The sequence below is a fragment of the Lysinibacillus irui genome (genome assembly GCF_028877475.1).
In the GTDB taxonomy this organism is placed as follows: Bacteria; Bacillota; Bacilli; order Bacillales_A; family Planococcaceae; genus Lysinibacillus; species Lysinibacillus irui.
The window spans coordinates 241,914-265,382 of record NZ_CP113527.1; the positions used below are offsets into that span (position 1 = coordinate 241,914).

Below are 23,469 nucleotides of genomic sequence, written 5' to 3' on the forward strand. Positions count from 1 at the left end.
ACGTTGTCACCTACTTTTATCTATTGATTTAGATTTAAGGAGGTGACATTTTTTATGCGGAAAAAGGGGTACCTATTAAGGAATGATACAAATGATGATACTGAATCACTTACTCTACAGCAGGCTTATGACTATTTTTATTCAGCTAAAAAGGCAGAAAATATTCGAGAAAAAACATTGGTCACCTATGTAGAACATTTTCGTTTTTTTACTAATTGGTTAGAGATTACGGACTATAAATTGAAAAGTGTTAATGACTTATCAGGAGAAATTGCACGGGCTTATATTAACTACATGAGGGAAGAACATTACAATTTCAAAACAGGAAAAAGAGGACTGTCTATTCAAACTATCAACGCTAGAATAAGATTTCTAAAAACGTGGTATTCCTTTTTAAAAAAAGAGAACTTAATAAAAGACAATATTATGCTTACAGTTAATTACTTAAAAGTAGACGAAAAGAAGGTGACGCTATTAACTAAGTATGAAATGGAAAGGTTATTTGAAATACCTGACCAAAAATATTATCCGCAGTGGCGTGATTTTGTGTTGTTCCATGTACTCTACGATAGTTCATTGCGAATTTCCGAAGCGGTCAATCTCGATGTAATGGATATAGACTTAATGAGGAAACAGATTATCCTTCCAGCAGATAAGGCGAAGGACAGACGATATAGGACAATTCCAATATCAAATATAACTGTACAGTTACTAATTAAATTGATTGATGAAAATAAGAAAGTGTTTAAGGATGCGGAAGCTGTTTTCTTGAATTGGTACGGTGAAAGAATGGCGGTAGACACCTTTAGAAGGAACTTAAAACGTTACCTTAAAAAAGCTGGAATCCATAAGGAATACAGTTGTCATGATTTCAGAAGGCAAGCTATTACAGACATGCTTAAGAATGGTGCTTCAGTATTTATGGTACAAGCAATAGCTGGTCATTCACAAATAAGCACTACGAAAAAATACGTTCACTTTGATGATGAAACAATAAAAAATCAGCATGATTTGTATAGTCCACTTAATCAAATGGTCTACAAAAGGCGTAGATGATGTATTTAAGACAAATAAAAAGAGAGTGCTGGAAACACCCTCTTGAAGAAATGCACTATATGTTTGGCGACATAGTAGTGCGAAACCCATAATAAATCGACCCAAAATCGATAACTGAATATGAGTTACATTGCCTTCATTTTACTTCAAAAAAAGCTAAAGTGCAAAGGTCTACTTTCCTATTGTCTTTTTTAGGAAAAACTCTTTCGAGGTTGCCCACTAACTCGAATCAAAATAAAACTGGAAAGGTTATGACTTAGCCGACGCATTAAATAAGTCTAGGGCACTAATAAGCGAGTTCCTTGTTTCTCGTAGTGTCTGAATGGTGTTAGCGACCATTAACAGCTAGGTGTGGAAGGTCTGAATGATTACGGTCATGCAGAATACACGATACATTGTAATTGTTGCCGAGTTCCTCATAACAGTAGGATAGGTATTCACGATACATACAAAGAGTGTGTAGACGGGTTGCAAGACGTTTCGGGGGCAGAAGTAGAAACTACGTGTATTGATTCGAGAGAGTCTCATTTAAACAAGGGCATACATACTGGATACCTCAAATGACGGATTCATGAAGTAATGCGAATGTCTGCCTATGTCATTGATTCAATTTTTAGTTTCAGTGATATAGGCAGTCATTTTCAGCACCGCCTGTTGTCCTCAACTCAGGCTTCATGGTGGGAGGTGAATCAAGATTTGTCAATAGAATAGTAAGGGAGATAAAGATGATGTCTGACGAAACTAAAATTATTCGCTATTTATTGGGAGAGGTAGTTCGAGAATATCAAGGTAAGTTAAAACTGGAAATTGCATTAAGTGTATTTGGTGTAGAACCTAAATTATCCGATAATCCAAAAAGGATATTAAAGTATGTACTAGATGGTGATGGAGAATTTAAATTACCAGAAATCAATGAATCTGTTGAAGAATATTTAAATGCTGCTTGGTGTCAAATCCAACAGATTTATACTATTCTTGATAAAGATAGTTAAGCTTTGTTTGTCCTCAGATTGAAATTAAAAGTAGAAACTATTATTAAAAATGCTAATTAGGGTCTTCAACTATAGAGGTGAATTAAATTGGAAAACGAAATGAAAATGATTTTGGAAATGCTATAAGGTATGCAAGCTGCAAAAAATGAACGAACGCTTTGAGAACGTGATCAAGGAAATCAAAGAGGTTTAATCCGAACTACAAGAATTTCGAGTTGAAGTGAACGAGTTCAAGAATAGTCCTACTGAAGATCATGATAGAGTAGTTGGAAAGTTTAATAACATTGACTTCAACCAAATGACCAGAGAAAAAAGAAAAAGATTCGATGTTATAGCAGAAAAACTTAGTAGACAATAAACAAGGCATTCGAATGAGTCCTTTTTTATTCTAACTGAAAGGGGAAATTAACAATGGATGATATGAACGATAATGAAGCTAAAAAAGCGATTATGGACATGCTGTTGGAAATGCAAGGCACAGTAAAAGGTATAGGTGCAGATGTAAAAGATATTCACACAGATGTGAAAGACATTCATGCTGATATAAAAGAAACACGTGCATCTTTCAAGGAACACACCGAAAACATGAAAGCACGGTACGCTAAAATTCATGCCATTCTGGATAGAATACAGGAAAACAATGAAGCAATAGACAATTCAATTGATTCAATAGATAATTCACTGGATTCAATCGGCAATAAACTAAAGGAGATATAACCAATGGATGATAAAGAAGCAAAAGTGATTATAGACATGCTGAAGGAACTTCAGGGCAATATGGATAGCTTTCGTGCAGACATGAAAGAAATGCTTACAGTAACGAAAGCCGATTTGAAGGAAATGTGTAAAGATTTGCGTACCTATATACAGGAAATACGTGAAGATTTACGTGTCAACATGCAAACACGGTTTGATACAATCGAAAATAGTCTTGATAAAGTTGAAAAACGCGTTGAATCCGACGAAAGCAAACATAATAGCATTGGTCAACAATTTGAAGAAACTGAAAAAGCTTTACAATTGCAAGCAAGAACACAACGAGAAACCGAAAATGCGGTTCAAAGAACGCAAGACTTCTTTAAAATCACTTTAATGGACATAAAACAAGAAATACTTTCTTTAAAGATGGAACAAGTATCACACAAAGTACTGAATGAATCTGTAAGGTATCTCACACATAAATTACAAGAAATTGATATGGAACTTCACGCTATGCGGAAAAAGTAGTAAGAACAACGCAAATGGTACATACCTTCTTGCTAACATAACAGTAACTAACGAGGGTAATGAAGTAATTACAGCTTATACTTCTCCCTAAAGAAACAAGAAAATAATTTATTGTAAAGTCGTTCGGATAGTCGGACGGCTTTTTTATTTTACATGTCCTATATTGAATCATATTTGCAAGTGTATCTATGAAAGGATATTTATTAAAACAAATGGAGGTAATATAGTGACTAATTTATTTATTAAAAGGAAGGCAGTAGCCGCAACAGTTGTCGATTCAATTATGGGTAGTGGTAAAACAAGCTGGGCTATTCAATACATCAATGAAAGTAATAACAAAACGAAATTTATGTTTGTTACCCCATACTTAACGGAAGTGAATCGTATCAAAGAATCTACAACAAAGGATTTTGTAGAACCAGAAAGTCAAGATGGAAAACTAAATCATTTGAAGGAACTAGTTCGTCAAGGGAAGAATGTTGTATGTTCACATGAATTATTAAAACGAACTGATAGCGAGTTAATTGAACTTATTGAAGCAGAACACTATACGCTAATCTTGGATGAAGTGATGGATGTAATTAGTGAAATAGATATGTCGTCAGATGATATTCGCTTATTACTCAATTCTAATGATGATAAAGGTAATCCGACTATAAATGTAGATGGAAAAGGTAAAGTACAGTGGAACAATCCTGAGTATATGAATGGTAGCTATGAAGGGGTAAGAAATTTAGCCAATGCAGATCGCTTAATGTTGCATGAAGAAAAGAAGGTTCTAAAAATGTATTGGCTATTCCCACCACAGTTATTTAAAGCGTTTGAGGATATTTATATCTTAACGTATATGTTCAATGGGCAGATTCAAAGCTATTACTATAACCTATTTAACTTTGAATATGGGTTCCGTTCGGTAAAGTATAGTGAAGATAGGGGATATCAGCTAGTAGACTACATTACACCAGCTAACGAGGATAGGAAACATCTTAAAGAGTTAATTACAATCCACTATTCAACACCTAGGGATAAGAATGATTTAAATTTGATTGGTGACAAACCTAGTGCATTAAGTAAAAATCATTTACTAGGTGTTAAAACTAAGCAACAACTAAAAAAGAGGTATAAAGATAACGGTTATAATTTCTACTTTCACAAAGCTAAAGTAAAGCCTTCACAAGTGATTTGGACATCATTTAAGGAAATGAGAAAGCCACTACTAATTAAAGGATTAAAGAATAGATTTGTCCCAGTTAATGCAAGGGCTACAAATGAATATGCTGATGCTAATACATGTATTTATTTTGCTAATAGATATATGAATCCAATCACTAAGCGTTTCTTTATGGATAAAGGAATAAAAGTAGATGAAGGATTATTTGCATTATCAGAAATGTTGCAATGGATATTTAGAAGTGCTATTCGGAATGATGAACCTATAACTGTTTATATTCCATCAAAACGTATGAGGGGGTTATTAGAAATGTATTTGGATAATCAAATTTAATGTTATTATAACTTACCAAATAATCGTTGGAACTGTTGGTACATAAGGGTTTATAACAGTTTTCTTTAAAAGAAAGTATTAAAAAAGTAATAAGTTAAAATACTGAATAACTTTTGGCAGATTTATCTGCCAAAGTTGTTCAGTCGAAGTACACGCTAGTGTCCTTCGGCTATTAGATAATCAATAACTAATATATTTATAGAATTACTATGGGAGGGGAGAGACGTGAAGCGTCACTCACCCATAACAAGGTGAAGAAAGGAGGTATACCATGAACCAATCTAGAAAAAAGAATTTAAAATCAATGGCAAATGTAGCTATAAATAATCACAAACATTTATATGATGAGACAATAAGTGAGACAAGTGTAATGGAACTAGCTTTACGACAGTATATCAAACAACAAGAAAAACAATATAAAAAAATTTATGCATAGATGTGTAATTTTAAGATAACAAAATGGGTGTACACTATGGGGGATAAGGGTTATAGAGTTATTCTCTCTAGTGTATGCACAATTTTAACGCTTGCTGAAATTTGGTTAAATACTTATGCTGAGTGTACAAGTTATAAAGCTTTTTCCATTGTTGATAGGGTGTTAGCTAATTGTTCTAGTTTGACCCTGCTGAATTTAATAAGACGTTATTGACAGTCCTATCCTTGATTTAAAGCACCTCGTTAATTAAGATTGTCATAGTATCTAGTTCATTTTCTTATCGTTTTTGTCACGTATAATAATTTCATATGGTATTTCCTCAATTGAAAGTTCTTCTCTTTTCAACTCTATTATCTTATCTACATACATTGTTATTTGTTTAACCTTATTATTATTAGATTTCCAAAACCCTTTAGGCTTTTCTAAGTCAGTTTTAATAATAATTTGTAAGGGGTCAGGGTGGAATGAATATGCAAATCCTCTATATTCTTTAAACTCCTTTTTCGTTTCGTCTCTTATTGCACTAAATACAGGTTGCCATTCTTGGTCTTTGATTTTACTCTTGTTTTTTTCTTTTATAACAACCTTTAAGTTCATGTTGGTATTAGAATAAACTGAATTGGCGATAAGCTTTTCGATTTCATTCTTATCTATCAATTCCCCATTCGTTACCTCAATAATGATTCCCTTATTCGGGTCAAGAGTTAATGAATAATTGGTTTTATCATAACCATTCGCTTTTAATAAATCTAAAGTTATTTTTAGTACTTCATTTAACGATTCATTTAGCTTTTCATCTTCCTCATTTAATTCGTAACCATCCAATACAATGTAATCCACCTTGAAGTTTTTGAAATCCGTCTCTTTTGCTATATTTAAGACGATGTTTTCAATACTACTCTTATTCTTTTCAATAAAATCCTTATCTATGGCTTGAATAGTTAATACACGGTCATCATCGGAAAAACCAAATCCTATTTGATCGAATCCTTTTTTATTAAACTCTTGAGAAATTTTCCTTAATATTTCGTTTCTCTTCTCATTTACCTTTCTAGTTTCCTCCATACTTTTAACTAAAGCAATTTCCAATTTTTCTTCAGAATCAGCAGATTTTGATTTATCTAGATTTGTCGTTATAACAATTGCGGTAACAATTGTAGCGATAAAAATAAAACTAATAATGGTTTTTTTCAAAATAGTCACCTCTCAAATAATGTATGTACTTTAATACTCATTATGAACTGAGTTAAAAACACACTATTTTAAATAGAACTAATCGCCATGAAAACTATCAAATACCAACACATATGTTAGTGAGTTGATAACAACAGTAGAATGAGGGTTCATCCACTATCAAAAGTGGCTATCAAAAATCTAGGTGAAAATTTTGAGGAAATGGTGCATTTACATAAAGTTTTGCTACAGAATTGAATGGTGAAGCTGCTAATTCGTGAAAGGTATAATTGATAGTAAGAATAACTGAATAGAGGTGAGATAATAACGCTTGAACATGTTGCAACACCTGACCTTAAAGGGGAATGGAGAACTATAGCTGTTTGATAGTATGGGTAGACAGCCACCCACCTTGACAGGAAGCCGCAGTTCACGCTACACAAGGAATGCAGCCAAACAAACAGACGACCGTAAGAATACAACAACAGCCCCCAAGAGACAGGATAGAGGAAGGATAGATACAACGATACCACAGCTAAATACCATAAACATCACCAGTGAACTAAGAATACAAGTGAAGTCACCCTATACTATCAATAGGACAGAACGTTAAGAATATGCTGGGATGCCCTTATAACGCCCCTATATCCTGTATAGAGGGATGTATTTCATCATGTCTACTCAGCTGTATCTGAGAAGCCTACCCTATGGGGGCTGGGGGGTGGTATAGGTTCGGTCTGCTATACAGAAAATAAATGTGATATTTTTGAAACTGTTTCATGCACAATCAGCTGGAAAGCCAGTAATACTAATGGTTAGATTGACCTGAGAGGGGTCGGAATATAGTTTTATGGGTAAGGTATCGCCTCGATTACTCTCACAGAGTTTTAGGAAAGGGGTGGTTAAGGTTTTTGCTATAATGGGAAAGCTTTTCTCAGAAATAAAATTTTGTGGGGTTTTTTAAAAAATATTTTGGGGGTATACTACATGACAAAAATGACTGCTGAACAAATGATTTCATTGATTAAAGATATGGAGAATATTGAACGTAATAAATTTTTAGAATACCTATTCCATACCCATTTTGATTCAAGATTTACAGGTGATTATGAAATGGCTACAAAAAATCAGATTGATGATATTTTAGACCGTGATTTAACAGAAGATGAATTGTTGGTTATGAATATAGCGTACTGCAACGGTTATTTTAGAGGCGGAAAAGATGGTATGGAGAAAGTGCTAAGGAAATATTCTAAGGAATAGGATTATCTCAATGCTTAAACTCGTTTCTATATTACTGTATATTACCTTTTTTAGGTTGCTAGAATGATACTCACTGTACTAATAAAATATTTGTATATAATGAGAGAACCGTCTAGCCGTAACTAGGCGGTTTTTTGTATGGAACATAATCATTATTAAAACAACTTATCTTTATATGAAGTAACAAGTTCCTCGAATTGACCTTTCATTTTATATCTATACTTCAAGAAAACCTCATGACAATCCTGTCGGGACTTTCCATTCACGATATTTCTTATTGTAGATTTGGCAACATTAAAAGTTGGTGCAAGGTAGCATGGCAAGACATTTTTTTCATGGTACAAATAAAGAATTTGATAAACCTGTTGATCTGTTAATTTTGCTACATAAGGATTGATTTTTATTGTCATAATGTAGACCTCCTAAATTAGTGTACATAGGAACACTTGCATTATAGAGGTGTTTTAGGACCTGTAAAAAAATATTCAAGATCTTGTGGAACTGAGTTTCGGAAATTAAATCTACAATTATCAAAAGAGTGACATTTTAAATACTTTATATCAAAATTATCCTATTTACGTAAAAGTATAACTAATTTATAGTTGATATAAAATAATAAACTGAGAGTGAGAGTATTTTGAAGTTCTATCATTGTACAAAATCAAAAAATGCTAGAAAAATTTTAAAATTAAAAGATCCGAAAAAGATTACTCCTTCTTTATTTACATACATTGATTGTTTAAATGATTGGTTAGGAAAACTTTTAAATCCAAATTTTTCGGAAATAAGCAGTGAGGACTTTGTTTTCCCGAGATTTTATTATTCTCAAGGTGAAAATAGAACTGTTTTTTGGTTGGGAACAGGATTATATTGTTTTGCGGAAGAGAATAAAGATGAAAGTCCAAATTATGCAAAAAGGAATAATTTAGACGTAATATTAGATATAAATTATTCTGACGAGTATACTGAATTCGAAATGCATAAAAACAAAGACTTGTTAACGAAATTCTTAGAAGATGATGTTGTTGGGTATTTTAAAGTTAGGGGTTTTTCAGGTGAAAAATTAGAAGCACTCGAACTTGTAGTTCAATATTTAATTTTAGAAATTGAGGACGAATATTTTAAGAATCCACATTGTGCAGCAGTTATTATAGAAATGTTTATCCATATACTTAATTTGAATTTTGATGTGGTTAGTAATAAATATTTGAAAAATGATGTTAATTTTACTTATGATAATTATAGTTCAATAAGAAATTTAGATTTTATATCCGGATTTGAATACAATTATGATTTATCGCATAAAATAAAAGAATAAATGTCGATATAATAAAAAAGGGGGCCTCAATGTATGAAAATCAATGTAGAAAACATGAATCAATTTATGAATGAATTTGAGTATAAGGTTTTCCCGACAATTAAAGGATCAGATGGTCAAGGTATTGAAAGACTTAAAGCAATTGTAGAAGAGAAAAGAATGGAAGTTACATCTAGAAAAATTAAACGTGAAATTTACGAACAAATTACTAAAAAACCTAAAATAGTTAAAAGTAATTCAATTGAAAATGAAGAGGATTACCAAAAAATTAATTTTAGAGAAGACACATATAGATTCGATATTAAATTTGATTCGAAAAAATCTACTAATATAATGTCTAAGGAAGGCTATAAAAATAATAATGAATCAGCCCACATGATATCAGGTGTTAATACAAATTATTCCGAATCTAAATATAAGATCGCATGATTAGAAAGGGTATAAAAAATGTCAGCACCTATTTTTGAATTTAAAGGATATACAATAAATAACTTAATATATTCCAAAAGTAAGATTGAAGGTATGAAATTTACTGATCCAGATGAAAATTTAGAATTTGAGGCTAATCACGGATTTACAGATGATTTTTCTAAGGGGAAATTAGGTTTAAAAGTTCAACTAGCTTCAAAAGAAAACGATTCATTTCTAATATTAGAAGTAGATGGTTTCTTTGATATTGACTCAGGTTTATTAAAGGACGATGAAGGAAACGAAAGGGATATTTCAGATGTTCATCATATATTTATAGTGAATGCAGCTGCTATTTTATATCCTTATTTAAGAAGTATAGTTTCTATGGTAACAGGATTGGATAATTCCAATAATATTATATTACCTACAATAAATTTGCGGAATTTATCAATGGAAAATTAAAACACCCTAGCTGGGGTGTTTTTTATATTGCCGAATAAACTTCTACCTCTAGATTATGCGTCGTAAGTGATGGCTGGCTGACCATGATTCGGTAATAAATACTTTTAATCATATTGAAATACACTTTTAACTGGGCATGGGATCTATATAATCTATATCAAGGTTTATCCAAGTGGCAAAAGTTGTTTCCCTTTCTGTTAAGTAATTACTTGTAAACGTGAGTATAATACATTACAATTTTGAATAATACGATAGTTGAACGTAGGTGACTATCGAATGTGGGATTTTAATTATTATTATTTAAGAAAATAAAAGTTTATATATAGAGATTAAATTCTATTCGGATATAGTTCTCACAAAACGTGGGGCTAACTCGTATGTCAGGTGTAAAAGATCGTAAAGTCATTTACATCACAGGTGGCTTACTTGTAGCACTTGGCTTCCTACCAAAAATCGCAGCGTTAACAACGATTATTCCAACATCTGTACTAGGTGCGGCGATGCTTGCGATGTTCGGTATGGTGATTACACAAGGTATGGGCATGCTTGTACCTGTAATGAATGAATCAGCAGAAAACGCGATGATTGCTGCCATCGCAGTTAGTCTTGGTGTTGGTGTATCTGTAGTTCCTGGCATTTTTGATGCACTACCAACAAGCGTTTCAATTCTTACATCTAATGGTATTGTCTGTGGTTCTGTCACAGCAATTATCCTTAATATTTTATTCAACATGATTGGGCCTAAGCATAAGGAAGACCCAATGCATGGGGAAGCATAGGCACAACTAAATAACCTTCATCTAAATATCCCACATATTTTGATGAAAAGAACGTTGTCACCTACTTTTATCTATTGATTTAGATTTAAGGAGGTGGCATTTTAGTATGTAAAACAACTATTGTTCATTTTTTAAATGGTAGTCGCGGCTGTTCGTCTTGATAGCTAGAATAAGTCCAACCGCTATTCTCCATCTCTGAACATTGCTTATCTTTACAATAAAAAATATATGTCTGTTTATCTGTACGAACATTTACTTCAAAATAATAAGGGAATACGCCGCCTTTATTCTTATCGATACTTGTATCAATAGCGATAACTTTCTCTTGCGAAGCTATTTCTTTATATTTTTCACTTGCTACTGTTTTTTGAACCATTTCGCTTAATATAACACGTTCCTCAGCATTAGCTTCATACCATTGATCAAGCAAAAACCATTTTCCCAATATATATAAATTTGTGCTTAAGCTAATGATAAGAAAAATAATTATCATTTTCTTCCTCAATATTTTACATCCTCCTTCTTTAAATATTCTTGAATAATACCATATCACACATTAAGTGTAAAATTACACTTATACCTCATGAATTTTTATACAGTTGTTTAAAATGTTTAACATTGCTGCTTGAAGGGAATTTAAAATTAGTAGAATGTAACTTTCTATTTCAACATACACTTATATATAATTACTCTCAGAAAGGTCTAGAATAAATGCAAAGTATCGTGTTAATTTTAATCCTTCAACTAGTTTATGTACCTTTTTTAACATTACGTACAATATTTTTAGTAAAGAATATTACTTTCCTTGCTGCGATATTTGGTATGTTGGAGATGTTAGTGTATGTATTTGGCCTTTCGCTCGTTTTTAGTGGAAAACAAAGTATGTTAGCTATGGGCGTTTATGCGGTTGGATTTGGATTAGGAATATTTTTAGGGGCCAAAATTGAACGTAAGCTAGCAATAGGCTATGTCTATACGACCATCAATACGCAAAATAAGAATGAGGAGCTTGTGAGATTTCTTCGTAATGAAGGGTTTGCGGTTACGATTTATATTGGGGAAGGGCGAGATAGTAATCGCTATAAATATGAAATATTAACGAAGAGGAATCGTGAGGGTGAACTCTTTCAAATAGTAGAACAGTTTGAGCCTAATGCATTTATTATCTCGTACGAACCAAAGTCATTTAAAGGTGGGTTTTTGCTTGCTCGTATGAAGGCCAAGCACAAATAAATGTGAATAGAGGGACCTCTGCTAATAGCCGAGGTCCTTTTTAAAATTGAATTTTGTTTCAACAAAGCTTTTAAATATGTCAAAGTCTGTGTAGACTATTTCCTTGTAGCTCATGGCTTGTAAAATTGTCTGCTCAATAAATATAGTACGATCTTTACCTATAGCCTTTAAAATCTCTTCCTCGCTGTGATAGGTAAAAACATGAGAATAATCGATATCAGCGCGAGCATGTATTTTGGCAGCTATTTTTCCCATAAGTGATGTTGTTGTAAAATAATCCTCTAAATCCTTATAGTTTTTAGGCTTAATCTTCTTTTTATAAGGAGAGCGTTCTCGAATATAAAATTCTTGGTTATTCATCGTGATATAGGCTAAATGAGGGTCCTCTAAATGATGCATAGCTTTTTGTGTACCCACAACACGTGCTCCTTGGTGCTCATAATGATCCCAAAATTGCTCTTGATAGGGGAGGAAATAGGCAGGAATCGCTGTACGTACTTCTTTCATTTCTAGCACTAAATCATTCTCTTCAGATGTAATTTTTTTATCTTCCACTAAAATATAGTAACGTTTTAGACCGATAGAAGCTGTGCCAGAGCCATGCTTATAAGCAATATCCTTAATTTTATAAGTTGGAAGTGCGTTTGCTATGGCACTGTATTCCTCTGAAGAGACTGGTTGAATTTCATCATTCCATAAAAAAGCTCGTTGGCCATCTTCACTCTTATATGAAATATCCTCTAAAAAAAGAGAGTGTGGACGTTTTTCAAGCTTTTTCAAAAGTTTTTTAGCAGGTCCTTTAGTATTATCCTTTGTAAACATCAGTGTTAGTGGATCATCTTTTTTGCGCTGAAACCGTTTTAGTTGATCGATATAGCTATTGAGAAAATATTGAATAGCCGTTTCTTGGGTTGCCTTATGTAAGCCTTGTTCTTCTAAATAGAGTGCAATACTGACGCTCATTCGAATAATATCGTATAAATAAGAGCCGACATAGCCCTCATCGAAATCATTGACATCAAAGACAATGGTGCCTGCTTCATTTTGAAAGGCCCCAAAGTTGTCCATATGCATATCACCTTGAATCCAAGTTGGCCTACTGTTAGGAGTATGGAAGATAGAGGTAGTCTTTGCCATATCAAAGTAAAATAGATAGGCACTTCCACGGAAAAAGCGGAATGGACTTTCTAGCATTTTGCGATATTTTTCTAGGCGCTGTGCCTCTGTTAATCTCATTCGCTGCACATCAAATTCCTCAAAGATTGTTTCTAATTGCCCTTTTCTTAAATGTATTCTAGTATGTTTAACCTGTTCTAATAAAGCATGCTCCATAAGGAACCCCCTTTTTTAAAAATCAAATTTTACTTGTATTTACGGGAAATAATAGAATAAGTTTCGAAGAAATTTAGCAAATATACTCGATAAAAATGATCATTCATCTAAGGTTATTTCATAACATGTTCGATTACCTATTTTCATACTATAAGACATGCGTAATTACGGAGGGGGGTTGTATGTATTTCTTTACAAAAAGTCTTGTCATTATAATAGGAAGTATTTCTTTGTCGTTAGGAATTAATTTATTTTTAACGCCTTATGAAATATTAGATGGAGGAGTAGTTGGATTAGCGCTAATTTTACATTATTTATATAAGCTAAAAATCGGTTTAATGATTATTGTCATTAGTATTCCCATTTTTATTATCGCTTGGTTTAAATATAGAGCCTATTTTTTCAATAGTATACATGGCTTAATAATGTCTTCCTTCATTATTGATTTATTAAAGCCTGTCCGTAATCTTGTTCAAATTGATGCGCTTTACAGTGCGATTCTTGGAGGCATTCTTGTAGGGTTTGGAATTGGTCTGATGTTGCGATTTCAGACAAGCACTGGAGGGACAGACTTAATCGCTCAATTTATCTGTGATAAAACAGGTATTAATGTGGGGATATTAATATTTTTTATCGATTCCATCGTTATTGTTATAGGCGGCTTCCTATTATCCACTTCAACCTTTCTATTATCCATTATTACCGTTTTAGTAGTAGGTATTACAACAAGCATCATTACTAGTCGAGCTTAAAAAAATAGTTCCAGTTTTAAACTGAAACTATTTTGGCGTTTGATTTTCTAGTGTTTTCATAAGCTTCTTTTTAGGATGTGCTGGTTTGACTTCGGCAATTAGTATAGCCAATAAAATGAGCACTGCGCCTACGACCATACGGCTTGTTAAAATTTCATGCAAGAAGATGACGGATAGTACCATACCGAAGAAAGATTCAGTCGATAGGATAATCGCAGCTTTAGTGGCCGTTGTGTATTGATTGGCCACATTTTGGAATAGATAAGCAATCGTCGTAGAAAAAATTCCTAGATAAATAAGAGAATAGATTGCTTCTTTTTCAAATGATGTTGGGATTTCGCCTTGGCTAATGACGACTAGAACACCTATAAGGGAGGCCGTGAGAAACTGAATAATAGTAAGAGCAATGGCATCTTCCTTTTGAACAAAAAGGTTTGTACAAAAAATGTCAAATGCAAAAGCAACGGCACAAGCTAAAGAAAGTGCATCACCCACATTCATTGTCAATGAGCCCTGTAATGATAAAAAGCCAATTCCAACGATTGCCATTATCGAACCAATGATTTCATAGCCATCAATGCGGCGCTTATAAACCGCATAGGCAATTAAAGGAACAATAATAACATTTACGGCAGTTAAAAAGGCATTTTTAGAAGGTGTTGTATACTGAAGTCCGACTGTTTGAAGGGCGAATGCTATATATAGAATGGTCCCTAATAAAGCTCCTTTCCAAATAACCGATTTTGAAGCTTTTTTTAATCGAGAGCCAAATAGAACGGTTAATATAATCGAAGCTAATAAAAATCTACCAGCCATTACTTGATAAGCTGTTAAATATTCTAAGGCAATGGCTGTAATAACAAATCCACTGCCCCACACGATTGCAGTAATCAATAGCATGCCATCTGCTATGTAAGTTTTCATATGTTTCTTCCTCCTGACTTCAATAGAATAGCATAAGAGTGAAGAAAAGGTTTTGATTTTATTTCTAAATATTCAGGCGTTTTTTTGTACTTATTCCAAAGTAATTATTCGACAGTCAATTTACTATGTAATAAGTACAATTTAACGGCTGCAGCTAGGTGTTCATAAAAAACATAATCATTATCTTCTAGTGCTACTAATTGACGTATTTTAGCCATACGATAGCGAATTGTATTGGGGTGACAGAACTGTGCCACTGCGACTTCCTTAATATTTCCTTTCTTAATGATATAGGTTTTGGCAGTTTCCATTAAATCTGAATCAGCCTTATCATCAAGTAATGGGGCTAAAAAGGAATTTACGTAGTCCATTGCAAATGTTCGATCTTTACGATACAACTCAATTAATAAGCGTTCAGATGCGAGATTGTTATAATGACAGCTAGGTAGTCTATCAATTTCAGCTAAAATACTGGCAAAGAAAGCTTCGCGTAAGGCGCTGGGTAATCCTGTTTCGGTATCGTAGCTACTACTATAGCCAAAGGTGATTGTATCAGTTGGTATGGCGTATAGAGCTAACCATTCATCTAAAACTTTTTCAAATTGAAACTGCTGAGATGCATGTGTCATGATAATGAAAAGGCTTTGTTTATAGGAACAAATTAGACCCGATTTTAATAATGGTTCTAATGAAAAAATAGATTGCATCGAGCTATGATGGAGTGGGTCACTTGTACGCAAATTTGCTGCAAATACATATTTTTCAAAGGGCTTATTAAGTTGCTGTAAAATGGATTTGATTTGCTCTTGCGTAACATCTTCTTCCATTAATCTTCGTAAAATAGTTTCTAAAAAGAATGAGTAATCCTGTGTCTTGGCATAGGCCATCGTTTCTAAAATAATTTTTTCAAAAAATTCATCTCCACCGAATCTAAGTATAGGGAAATTTTGCTCTTCAGCGTAAGTCAAAACTTCTTCAGGCAAGTCCTTGAAAATGACAGGCTTATAAGCTAAGGCACTCGCCCCTAGCTCAATCAAATTTTTGACAGCATTTAATAAATACTCTGGTTTTTGTTTTGCAAACAATAAACTACTTAAAACAACACTATGGGGCGTGAAAATCGTATCTCGAACATGGGGTATGTCCGGTGAAAATTCAAAGTCTAAAATTTCCACATTTTGAACAGCTTTATGCAAACCGTTGTGCCCAGCTACAACGGTGAAATCCTTAGTAATCGGTAATTGTAAAAAATTCTCTACATTCATGAGTACATCATTGCCTTTCCTATAGTAAGCTTCTAGCTTCTATTATAGAATTACTTGTTTATAAAAAACCATTAGTATTCACACTTGCTTGTATCCACCAAAAAAATCTGCTCATTCAGGGTATCCCGTGAAGTGAGCAGATTTTTTTCAAAACTATCTTTTAAATATTAATAAAAATATTCGGCTTTCTATTTCGTAATGGGTTAGTTTGTTCAACTGCATATCCTACATTTAATATACGTCCTTCTTTAAAGGCAGGCCCTATAATTTGTAAGCCAATTGGTAAGTTCCCTTTGAAGCCGCAAGGAACGGAAAGTGCAGGTAATCCTGTTAAGTTGCTAGGGCCAGTAAAGCGAATAATATTATCAATTAAATCCACTTTTTGACCATTCAACTCTGCGAAATCATCGCCAATCGTACTTGCCACAACTGGTAGGGTAGGGGTAATGAGTACATCTACCTCATTAAAAATTTCAGTAAACTCTTGCTTAATTTGACGTCGTACCTGTTGAGCTTGTAGGTAATCAACTGCAGAAGGTAATTCACCAAGCTCAAATAGTAGACGTATATCATCCCCAAAACCTTGTGGTCGCTTTTGTAAATCTGAATGGTGTATAGCTGCTGCCTCTGAAAGGGACGTAACAAGCTCCGCCCATTCTGCATATTGTAAAGAAGGAATTCGGACCACTTCTACTTTTGCACCTTGATCCACTAAGCTTTGAATGTTTGCTCGTACAGCTTTTTCCACTTCAGCATCCACATTTTTAAAGAAGTATTCTTCATTAATTCCAATCACTAAATCCTTAATATCTCCAGATAATTGCTGCACATAGTCGTCCGTTGGGACATCAATGCAAGTAGGGTCTCGATGGTCAAAGCCAGCAATGACTTCAAGCAAGCCTGCTGCATCCTTTACGGTCTTTGTCATTGGACCAATATGATCTAAGCTCCATGCTAAAGGATAACAGCCATATTTACTTACACGACCGTGTGTAGGTTTTAACCCAACTATGCCACAAGCAGAAGAAGGAATTCGAATGGAGCCTGCTGTATCCGTCCCTAGTGAAGCTACGCTTGCCCCAGCCGCAACAGCTGCTCCAGAGCCTCCGCTTGAACCACCAGGAATTTTATCTAAATCCCATGGGTTGCGAACAGGTCCGTAATGAGGGTTGTTATTGGTAATGCCCCATGCGTATTCATGCATGCTTAATTTTCCGGTGAATATAACGCCAGCGTCTCGAAGCTTTTCAACAACTGTTGCATCATAATGAGAAACGAAGTCCTTATGAATTTTTGAGGACATCGTTGTTATTTTATCTTTAAAATACAAGTTATCCTTTAAGGCCATAGGAATTCCATGATACATACCTTTATAGTGGCCTTGGAGAATCTCCTGTTCAATTTCTTTTGCCTTTGCTAATGCTTCTTCCCGATAAAATGCCATATAGGAATTAATTTTCGGCTGACTTTCCTCAGCAAAGTCTAAAATAGCTTTTGTTAATTCCACGGGGGAGAGCGTCTTCGATGCAAGTAAAGGTGCCAGCTCTTCAACGGATTTTAAATGTAAATCAGTTGTCAATATGATCACCTCCAGGAATATTACGTACAGCGATATCTGCATCATCAATCGCAATACCTTCTAAATTGCTACGAAGTGACTGCATACCTTCCCAGCGTGTTTTTAATAGTTCAAGGTGTTCAGATTTCGGTGTAATTCCTTTGTTCTCCAATAATTGTTGAATAGACAAGCTCATTAACAGGATCCTCCCTTGAATAATTTTTTATCTAAATAGGTTTCCCTATAAAGATCGATCAGGTAAAAGCACAAAAAAATATAATAGGTAATATAAACCTATTATTACAATCATACACTAATAATGGTTTATATCAATAAATCATTTGTAATATATTGAATATTATGAAAAATGTATTATGAGAAAATATCTCAAAGTATAGTACGGGGGCTTACACTTTTTACATACCATTCACAGTCTGTTTACAATAAAAGGGTACAATGAACCATAATAACCAATTGAAGAGGTGCAAGAATGGAGTCTACAATGGGACAAAGTATAAAAACAAGGAGTATATTTTCCTTTTTAAAATATTTATATGGGCAACATCAAAGAAATTCATTATATATGAAACGTTTAAAAGCGTTGAAACATATTATTCAGCATAATGATTTACATACATATTTCCAACCTATTGTAGATTTACAGTCAAAGCAAACGATGGGATTTGAAGCATTAAATCGCCCAGTTCCATCAGTATTATTTAATAGTGTGGATCAGTTCTATGAGTTTGTTGGGCAAACAGATTGTGTTTTTTTATTTGAGTGTTTTTGTAGGAATCTTTCCTTACAGCGTTTCAAGGAGCGTATGCATAAAGATGTGAAGGATACGAACTTCTTAGTATTTCTTAATATACATCCGAATGTGTTAGTAGATAAAAAATATCACAGTGGAGAAACGCTACAATTACTTAAGGAGCTGGGCATTAAACCTCAGCAGGTAGTATTTGAATTAACAGAGCGCAGTGCTGTAATAGATTTTGAGGAATTCGAACGGGTGTTGTCACATTATCGATCACAAGGTTATCGCATTGCAGTAGACGATGTAGGCTCAGGTTATAATAGCTTGAAAACTCTTATTTATTTAAAGCCAGAATTTATTAAACTTGATCGTTCGTTAATTCAATTTATCGATCAAAATAGCGAGCAGCAACAGCTCGTTACCTTATTGATGAAATATGCTGAACAGGTGAAAACAAAAATTATCGCTGAGGGGATTGAACGACAAGAAGAGCTTGATTATCTGCATCGTATAGGCATTCATTATGCACAAGGTTATGCGATAGGAAAGCCATCAAAGGAAATACATTTGGGAAAAATAAGGGTGGGTGACCATGAAGATAGGGGAAGTCATTGAAAAGGTTCCGTGTATTGATGAATTTGTGAAAAATAACGAAGTAGATGTACTTTTTATGAGTAATCCTTCATTGCGAAGCATTGTAGTAGTTCGTGATGAAAAACCAATTGGACATATTACACGTACACATTTCTATCAAAAAATTGGTACTCGCTATGGCTATCATTTATTTATGGGACGCCAAAATCAACTTATCATGAAAGAAAACCCTTTAATTGTAGATCGTAATACACCAATTACTGAAGTGAGTACACTAGCTATGTCTAGACCTCCTGAAGATTTATATGATGATGTCGTTGTCACAAAAAATAACTTATATGATGGTTTAGTTAGTATTCGAGAGTTACTATTAAAGCTTGTTGATACACAAGTAGCCATTGCAAGCTTCTTAAATCCTTTAAGTAGTCTTCCCGGGAATAAATTAATTGATGAAAAGCTAGAGGAAGCATTACAGCTATCACAATATAGCTTAATCTATTTTGATTTAGATCATTTTAAATCCTATAATGACACATATGGTTTTAATAAAGGTGATAAAATTTTAATGTATTTAACAGATATACTAAAAAGACATATCTGTGGGATGGAAGATTTTTTAGGGCATATAGGTGGCGACGATTTTGTTGCCATTCTACCTCATTATGAAGTAGAAAAGATTTGTCAAAAGATTATAGATGACTTTGATGCCAATATTGTAAGTTTTTATGAGCTTGAGGATTTAGTATGTGTTCAAGTGGCCAATAGAGCAGGTGAACTAGAACCTTTAACATGTACGACCTTATCTATCGCCGTTATTACAAACGAATATCAGTATTTTAATTCCGTTGAACAATTGTCCAATGCGGTCACACATATCAAAAAGCAGTGTAAAAAAATCGCAGGAAGCTGTTACCTCATTAATAAACAACAAACCTACTTCGTCCATTAACTTAGTGCATTTCGCAAGGTTTATTGCTGGAGCTTTACTATGAATTTTTAAAAGCTTATATGTAAAATATATGAATTTTTGAATAAAGTTTCTATATAAAAGGAGGTTTTTAGATGGACTTAAGAAGACTGCATATTTGGCAGCCTATTACTTGCTTGGAGAGGGCTCAAGTCGTTAATGCTACATTAAATTATACAGATTTAGGGTTATCCTTAACATTAATAGATCGAAACAATACGGAAGTTGATATTATTTATGATAAGATTTCCCCAATTCAAGATTACGTTTGGTCATTCCGCTACACTGGAGAAATCCCTCGATCTAATTTAGTGCCCTTAGTCGATGAAGCATTGCAACAAGAAAATGCTATAAATTTTTCAGCAGAATGGTTTTATAAAATGAGCCATTCAGATTATATAGCATGGTTTGACCAACTTCCCTGGATTGGGAGCAAAGAAATTCCGCACGTTGAACATCATATTTATTGTTTTAATGATGGTGTTTTTGACATAATTAGCGACTATGAACCGAGATTTGTCATTAGAAATGAAGCGATATAAGTAAACCTATAATGCTGCCTCTAGACTGTTAGTTTTTATAACAATCTAGGGGCAGTTTATCATTTGTCACCAAATGTAGTACCAATGACTAAACTATCTATACAATCGCCTGCACATATGCTGATGATCTTGGTTTGTTAAATGTCTTTTATAATAAAGCGTCAGGGGCAAAAAGGGTGATTGTGATTCATTTTTTGAGGGTATAATCATAGGCAAAGAACCATTTCCTTTAGGAATTTATTAATCTTAATAAAACATACTTGAATTATAGGGATTATGGGTATATAATTCGATTACATTAATAATAAAACATCTTAGGAGGCATTCCATTGTCGAATTTACAAATCATTCTTAACGTAGCAGTGTTGCTTGTGTTCGTTGGAATTTTATTTATTATGAATAAAAAACACGTCAAATTTTCAAATCGTGTTTTTGCAGGCTTAGGTTTAGGGATTGTACTTGGCCTTGGACTTCATTTTATCTATGGTATAGATTCTGAAGTACTAGCCAAAACAACTTCTTGGTACAATATTATAGGTACTGGGTATGTTAAACTGCTACAAATGGTTGCAATGCCTTTAGTATTCATCTCCATTTTAATTGCCTTTACAAAAATGAAAATTGGCAAAAACTTTGGGAAAATGGCAGCTCTTATTTTAGCCATTTTAATTGGTACAACAGCCGTTTCGGCAGCAGTAGGTATTCTTTCTGCAACGGTATTTGATTTAGATGCAACACATATTTTACAAGGTGAAGCAGAAACAGCTCGAGGACAATATCTTGAGGAAAAAACAACTGGCTTAGCAGCACCGGATTTACCAACTCAAATTGTTGAGCTATTCCCAGCAAATCCCTTCCTTGATTTAACTGGAGCTCGTTCAACTTCAACAATTGCTGTAGTAATTTTCTCAGCATTCCTTGGTTTTGCTTACTTACGTGTGGCACGTAAAGATGAAGGGACAGCAGCTACAATTAAAAAAGGCTTAGATGCTATTTATGCACTAGTAATGGGTGTTGTAACAATCATTTTACGTTTAACACCATATGGAATTTTAGCTATTATGGCTCGTACGGTTGCAACATCAGATTTCGGTGCCATTTATAATTTAGGTAAGTTTGTGATTGCTTCTTATGCGGCGCTAATAATTGTTTTCTTAGTACATTTATTAATCCTAACATTAAGTGGATTAAACCCAGTTACGTACGTGAAAAAATCAGCGGAAACATTGTTATTTGCCTTTACATCACGTTCAAGTGCTGGTACTTTACCAATGAACATTAAAACGCAAACAGGCCGTCTTGGGGTATCTGAAGGTATCGCAAACTTCTCAGGTTCATTTGGTTTATCAATCGGCCAAAATGGCTGTGCTGGAGTATACCCTGCTATGTTAGCGATTATGATCGCACCTACAGTAGGTATTAATCCTCTTGATCCTGTGTTCATTATTACAGTTATCGCAGTAGTAGCCGTTAGCTCCTTTGGTGTAGCAGGTGTTGGTGGTGGTGCAACATTTGCAGCGATCCTTGTACTTTCAGCTCTTGACTTACCAGTTGCACTTGCAGGTGTATTAATCTCTGTTGAGCCTTTGATCGATATGGGACGTACAGCTTTAAATGTAAGTGGTTCAATGACTGCTGGTGTTACAACAGCACGTATTACAAAAGAACTTGATACAGAAATGTATAATAATAAAGAATTAGGTGCGCAAGTAGCAGACCTATAACATAAAAAAAGCCCCTTTAAAAGAAAAATTTTAAAGGGGCTTATGTTTTATATTATTTTTACATAAAAATCTTTACCATTAATTATCTCAGCTATCTCAATATTATAATGTTGTTTATAGTATTCATAAATATTGTAGGCTAAACCGGAGTGTCCATTTAAATAGGTTCCCTTTTTAATCTCTTTACGCGGATTATGGAAATCGAAATATAAGCGTGAATCATTGCTCATCGTATTCAAAATAGCTGAAAATTCCTGTTCCTCAATATGAATTCCACGTGTATACCGACATTCTCTACGATACGTATCGTGAGTGACATTAACAGGAGAAGCTTCAAGAACCATTTCAATATGTTTATTCAAATGATACAGCTCCTTTCAATTTATTGGTAGCCTTCATGAAAATAGTAGGCTACAAAAAGGAATAACTAATTATAGTATATGATTGTCAGAAAATTATAGCAATATTTTTCTACCAGTCTTGCTGTTGTATTTCTTCAGCTATCACCTGTAAATCATAGGCGTTTATTGTTAAAAGAGAATAGTCATGAGATTCCATATATTTTTCTGCAAGACGTTTAATGTACTTTGGAGAACCTTCATTTTCTTCATCGTAAATTAATAAAAGACCGTCAGTATTTTGAATAATAAATTTATCCTTCTCAATAAATTGCCAAGGTGCTTCGTACGGTTTTTTGGTCACGCTTGTAACAAAATCGGCTTGGGCAATTAATGCTTGATACTTTTCCTTTTTAGGGTCTTGCCAATTCTTCTCCTGCTCTAAAAAGGGCGTTATAACGGCATATTTTAAATTTGGATATTCCTTTTTTAGCATTAAAACAACTTCAGCACTCCAAGATTCGACGCCCTGCTGTCCACTAATAATAACCCATTCCAGTCCTTCATCCAGTAGTGTACGTAGACGAGCTTCTAGTGCCTTTTTTATAATGACAATGCCAGGGTGTTTATCATTAAAAATACCAAGTTCATGTGGCTTATAGCCAGTAATCATCATACGCTGTAACAACAAAATGCCCCCTAAGCTGTATAGTTGTAGTACTTACTAGTATACAGTAGGGGGCAAATGAAAATGAAATCTAATGTGTAATTTATTTGAATGCAAATAGTGTTAAAATTACTGCTACAGTCGCACAAATACCCAAAAACCACCATGAGTCTGTAAAGTCTTCTTTAGAGTCAC

26 protein-coding genes and 1 pseudogene are annotated in these 23,469 nt (G+C 33.8%); 17 read left to right on the forward strand and 10 right to left on the reverse strand.

What is annotated here, in order from left to right; genetic code table 11:
• Window positions 1-54 precede the first annotated feature (54 nt).
• The 6 genes from OU989_RS01230 (at window position 55) to OU989_RS01255 (ending at window position 5,215) form a co-directional block, all read left to right on the forward strand.
• On the forward strand, window positions 55-1,056 hold the full coding sequence (locus tag OU989_RS01230; protein WP_274795291.1) for a tyrosine-type recombinase/integrase: 1,002 nt from the start codon (window positions 55-57) through the stop codon (window positions 1,054-1,056).
• Between the two features lie 725 nt (window positions 1,057-1,781).
• Window positions 1,782-2,048 (forward strand): hypothetical protein, encoded by a 267-nt coding sequence (locus tag OU989_RS01235; RefSeq protein ID WP_274795292.1) that lies wholly within the window; start codon window positions 1,782-1,784, stop codon window positions 2,046-2,048.
• Between the two features lie 411 nt (window positions 2,049-2,459).
• The gene (locus tag OU989_RS01240) at window positions 2,460-2,765 is read left to right on the forward strand and encodes a hypothetical protein (RefSeq protein ID WP_274795293.1); all 306 of its coding nucleotides are present in this window, start codon (window positions 2,460-2,462) and stop codon (window positions 2,763-2,765) included.
• 3 nt (window positions 2,766-2,768) lie between these two features.
• Window positions 2,769-3,275, forward strand: coding sequence for a hypothetical protein (locus OU989_RS01245; RefSeq protein WP_274795294.1), 507 nt, complete (start codon window positions 2,769-2,771; stop codon window positions 3,273-3,275).
• Window positions 3,276-3,501: 226 nt separating this feature from the next.
• A complete protein-coding gene (locus tag OU989_RS01250; protein WP_274795295.1) occupies window positions 3,502-4,779 on the forward strand; it encodes a hypothetical protein in 1,278 nt (425 codons plus the stop codon).
• Between the two features lie 271 nt (window positions 4,780-5,050).
• A complete protein-coding gene (locus tag OU989_RS01255; protein ID WP_274795296.1) occupies window positions 5,051-5,215 on the forward strand; it encodes a hypothetical protein in 165 nt (54 codons plus the stop codon).
• Window positions 5,216-5,479: 264 nt separating this feature from the next.
• Here the strand turns inward: OU989_RS01255 and OU989_RS01260 are convergent, their stop codons facing one another.
• Window positions 5,480-6,409, reverse strand: a complete 930-nt coding sequence (locus OU989_RS01260) for a hypothetical protein (protein WP_274795297.1) — start codon at window positions 6,407-6,409, stop codon at window positions 5,480-5,482.
• A gap of 966 nt (window positions 6,410-7,375) precedes the next feature.
• Between OU989_RS01260 and OU989_RS01265 the strand changes: the two genes are divergently transcribed.
• Window positions 7,376-7,651: a hypothetical protein gene (locus tag OU989_RS01265; RefSeq protein WP_274795298.1), complete on the forward strand. Its 276-nt coding sequence runs from the start codon at window positions 7,376-7,378 to the stop codon at window positions 7,649-7,651.
• A 155-nt stretch (window positions 7,652-7,806) separates the two neighbouring features.
• On the opposite strand, the gene OU989_RS01270 is transcribed toward OU989_RS01265, so the two are convergent.
• Window positions 7,807-8,061, reverse strand: coding sequence for a hypothetical protein (locus OU989_RS01270; RefSeq protein ID WP_274795299.1), 255 nt, complete (start codon window positions 8,059-8,061; stop codon window positions 7,807-7,809).
• A gap of 227 nt (window positions 8,062-8,288) precedes the next feature.
• On the opposite strand from OU989_RS01270, the gene OU989_RS01275 reads away from it, so the two are divergent.
• The 4 genes and pseudogenes from OU989_RS01275 to OU989_RS01290 form a co-directional block, all read left to right on the forward strand.
• On the forward strand, window positions 8,289-8,969 hold the full coding sequence (locus tag OU989_RS01275; RefSeq protein WP_274795300.1) for a hypothetical protein: 681 nt from the start codon (window positions 8,289-8,291) through the stop codon (window positions 8,967-8,969).
• Window positions 8,970-9,002: 33 nt separating this feature from the next.
• Window positions 9,003-9,398, forward strand: coding sequence for a hypothetical protein (locus OU989_RS01280; RefSeq protein WP_274795301.1), 396 nt, complete (start codon window positions 9,003-9,005; stop codon window positions 9,396-9,398).
• Between the two features lie 18 nt (window positions 9,399-9,416).
• On the forward strand, window positions 9,417-9,842 hold the full coding sequence (locus tag OU989_RS01285) for a protein-export chaperone SecB (RefSeq protein WP_274795302.1): 426 nt from the start codon (window positions 9,417-9,419) through the stop codon (window positions 9,840-9,842).
• 350 nt (window positions 9,843-10,192) lie between these two features.
• Window positions 10,193-10,621 (forward strand): annotated as a pseudogene (locus OU989_RS01290) (solute carrier family 23 protein); the annotation flags it as partial.
• Window positions 10,622-10,745: 124 nt separating this feature from the next.
• On the opposite strand, the gene OU989_RS01295 reads toward OU989_RS01290, so the two are convergent.
• Window positions 10,746-11,126: a hypothetical protein gene (locus OU989_RS01295; protein ID WP_274795303.1), complete on the reverse strand. Its 381-nt coding sequence runs from the start codon at window positions 11,124-11,126 to the stop codon at window positions 10,746-10,748.
• 206 nt (window positions 11,127-11,332) lie between these two features.
• Here OU989_RS01295 and OU989_RS01300 point away from each other — a divergent pair, with 206 nt between their 5' ends.
• Window positions 11,333-11,854 (forward strand): DUF2179 domain-containing protein, encoded by a 522-nt coding sequence (locus OU989_RS01300; RefSeq protein WP_274795304.1) that lies wholly within the window; start codon window positions 11,333-11,335, stop codon window positions 11,852-11,854.
• A 21-nt stretch (window positions 11,855-11,875) separates the two neighbouring features.
• Here OU989_RS01300 and OU989_RS01305 read toward each other — a convergent pair whose 3' ends face one another.
• Window positions 11,876-13,186: a DUF2252 family protein gene (locus tag OU989_RS01305; protein ID WP_274795306.1), complete on the reverse strand. Its 1,311-nt coding sequence runs from the start codon at window positions 13,184-13,186 to the stop codon at window positions 11,876-11,878.
• 182 nt (window positions 13,187-13,368) lie between these two features.
• On the opposite strand from OU989_RS01305, the gene OU989_RS01310 reads away from it, so the two are divergent.
• A complete protein-coding gene (locus tag OU989_RS01310) occupies window positions 13,369-13,938 on the forward strand; it encodes a YitT family protein (protein ID WP_274795308.1) in 570 nt (189 codons plus the stop codon).
• 27 nt (window positions 13,939-13,965) lie between these two features.
• Here the strand turns inward: OU989_RS01310 and OU989_RS01315 are convergent, their stop codons facing one another.
• From OU989_RS01315 to OU989_RS01330, 4 genes are all read right to left on the reverse strand, one after another.
• Window positions 13,966-14,862 (reverse strand): DMT family transporter, encoded by an 897-nt coding sequence (locus OU989_RS01315; RefSeq protein ID WP_274795309.1) that lies wholly within the window; start codon window positions 14,860-14,862, stop codon window positions 13,966-13,968.
• 104 nt (window positions 14,863-14,966) lie between these two features.
• Window positions 14,967-16,127 carry a PucR family transcriptional regulator gene (locus OU989_RS01320; RefSeq protein WP_274795310.1) on the reverse strand — a complete coding sequence of 387 codons (1,161 nt, stop codon included), beginning with the start codon at window positions 16,125-16,127 and terminating at the stop codon, window positions 14,967-14,969.
• A gap of 160 nt (window positions 16,128-16,287) precedes the next feature.
• Entirely contained in the window at window positions 16,288-17,706 is a 1,419-nt protein-coding gene (locus tag OU989_RS01325) for an amidase (protein ID WP_274795311.1), read from the reverse strand.
• Window positions 17,696-17,881, reverse strand: a complete 186-nt coding sequence (locus OU989_RS01330; RefSeq protein WP_274795312.1) for a hypothetical protein — start codon at window positions 17,879-17,881, stop codon at window positions 17,696-17,698. The genes OU989_RS01325 and OU989_RS01330 overlap by 11 nt, the downstream gene beginning before the upstream one ends.
• A gap of 294 nt (window positions 17,882-18,175) precedes the next feature.
• On the opposite strand from OU989_RS01330, the gene OU989_RS01335 reads away from it, so the two are divergent.
• The 4 genes from OU989_RS01335 to OU989_RS01350 all read left to right on the forward strand — a co-directional run bounded on the left by OU989_RS01335 (window position 18,176) and on the right by OU989_RS01350 (window position 22,269).
• Window positions 18,176-19,057: an EAL domain-containing protein gene (locus tag OU989_RS01335; protein WP_274795313.1), complete on the forward strand. Its 882-nt coding sequence runs from the start codon at window positions 18,176-18,178 to the stop codon at window positions 19,055-19,057.
• Window positions 19,035-19,985 (forward strand): GGDEF domain-containing protein, encoded by a 951-nt coding sequence (locus OU989_RS01340; protein WP_274795314.1) that lies wholly within the window; start codon window positions 19,035-19,037, stop codon window positions 19,983-19,985. Before OU989_RS01335 ends, OU989_RS01340 begins: the two co-directional genes overlap by 23 nt.
• 113 nt (window positions 19,986-20,098) lie before the next feature.
• Entirely contained in the window at window positions 20,099-20,545 is a 447-nt protein-coding gene (locus OU989_RS01345) for a hypothetical protein (RefSeq protein ID WP_274795315.1), read from the forward strand.
• A 329-nt stretch (window positions 20,546-20,874) separates the two neighbouring features.
• A complete protein-coding gene (locus tag OU989_RS01350; protein ID WP_274795316.1) occupies window positions 20,875-22,269 on the forward strand; it encodes an L-cystine transporter in 1,395 nt (464 codons plus the stop codon).
• Window positions 22,270-22,316: 47 nt separating this feature from the next.
• Here OU989_RS01350 and OU989_RS01355 read toward each other — a convergent pair whose 3' ends face one another.
• The gene (locus tag OU989_RS01355; RefSeq protein WP_274795317.1) at window positions 22,317-22,631 is read right to left on the reverse strand and encodes a hypothetical protein; all 315 of its coding nucleotides are present in this window, start codon (window positions 22,629-22,631) and stop codon (window positions 22,317-22,319) included.
• Between the two features lie 109 nt (window positions 22,632-22,740).
• Window positions 22,741-23,280, reverse strand: a complete 540-nt coding sequence (locus OU989_RS01360) for an SLOG family protein (RefSeq protein ID WP_396631783.1) — start codon at window positions 23,278-23,280, stop codon at window positions 22,741-22,743.
• Between the last annotated feature and the right edge of the window lie 189 nt (window positions 23,281-23,469).

Excerpts from the sequence above, each read along its gene's own strand:
- OU989_RS01230 (WP_274795291.1), top strand. The coding sequence starts at position 55 with ATGCGGAAAAAGGGGTACCTATTAAGGAATGATACAAATGATGATACT.
- OU989_RS01235 (WP_274795292.1), top strand. The coding sequence starts at position 1,782 with ATGATGTCTGACGAAACTAAAATTATTCGCTATTTATTGGGAGAGGTA.
- OU989_RS01240 (WP_274795293.1), top strand. The coding sequence starts at position 2,460 with ATGGATGATATGAACGATAATGAAGCTAAAAAAGCGATTATGGACATG.
- OU989_RS01245 (WP_274795294.1), top strand. The coding sequence starts at position 2,769 with ATGGATGATAAAGAAGCAAAAGTGATTATAGACATGCTGAAGGAACTT.
- OU989_RS01255 (WP_274795296.1), top strand. The coding sequence starts at position 5,051 with ATGAACCAATCTAGAAAAAAGAATTTAAAATCAATGGCAAATGTAGCT.
- OU989_RS01265 (WP_274795298.1), top strand. The coding sequence starts at position 7,376 with ATGACAAAAATGACTGCTGAACAAATGATTTCATTGATTAAAGATATG.
- OU989_RS01270 (WP_274795299.1), bottom strand. The coding sequence starts at position 8,061 with ATGACAATAAAAATCAATCCTTATGTAGCAAAATTAACAGATCAACAG.
- OU989_RS01280 (WP_274795301.1), top strand. The coding sequence starts at position 9,003 with ATGAAAATCAATGTAGAAAACATGAATCAATTTATGAATGAATTTGAG.
- OU989_RS01285 (WP_274795302.1), top strand. The coding sequence starts at position 9,417 with ATGTCAGCACCTATTTTTGAATTTAAAGGATATACAATAAATAACTTA.
- OU989_RS01300 (WP_274795304.1), top strand. The coding sequence starts at position 11,333 with ATGCAAAGTATCGTGTTAATTTTAATCCTTCAACTAGTTTATGTACCT.
- OU989_RS01305 (WP_274795306.1), bottom strand. The coding sequence starts at position 13,186 with ATGGAGCATGCTTTATTAGAACAGGTTAAACATACTAGAATACATTTA.
- OU989_RS01310 (WP_274795308.1), top strand. The coding sequence starts at position 13,369 with ATGTATTTCTTTACAAAAAGTCTTGTCATTATAATAGGAAGTATTTCT.
- OU989_RS01315 (WP_274795309.1), bottom strand. The coding sequence starts at position 14,862 with ATGAAAACTTACATAGCAGATGGCATGCTATTGATTACTGCAATCGTG.
- OU989_RS01320 (WP_274795310.1), bottom strand. The coding sequence starts at position 16,127 with ATGAATGTAGAGAATTTTTTACAATTACCGATTACTAAGGATTTCACC.
- OU989_RS01330 (WP_274795312.1), bottom strand. The coding sequence starts at position 17,881 with ATGAGCTTGTCTATTCAACAATTATTGGAGAACAAAGGAATTACACCG.
- OU989_RS01335 (WP_274795313.1), top strand. The coding sequence starts at position 18,176 with ATGGAGTCTACAATGGGACAAAGTATAAAAACAAGGAGTATATTTTCC.
- OU989_RS01340 (WP_274795314.1), top strand. The coding sequence starts at position 19,035 with ATGAAGATAGGGGAAGTCATTGAAAAGGTTCCGTGTATTGATGAATTT.
- OU989_RS01345 (WP_274795315.1), top strand. The coding sequence starts at position 20,099 with ATGGACTTAAGAAGACTGCATATTTGGCAGCCTATTACTTGCTTGGAG.
- OU989_RS01360 (WP_396631783.1), bottom strand. The coding sequence starts at position 23,280 with ATGATTACTGGCTATAAGCCACATGAACTTGGTATTTTTAATGATAAA.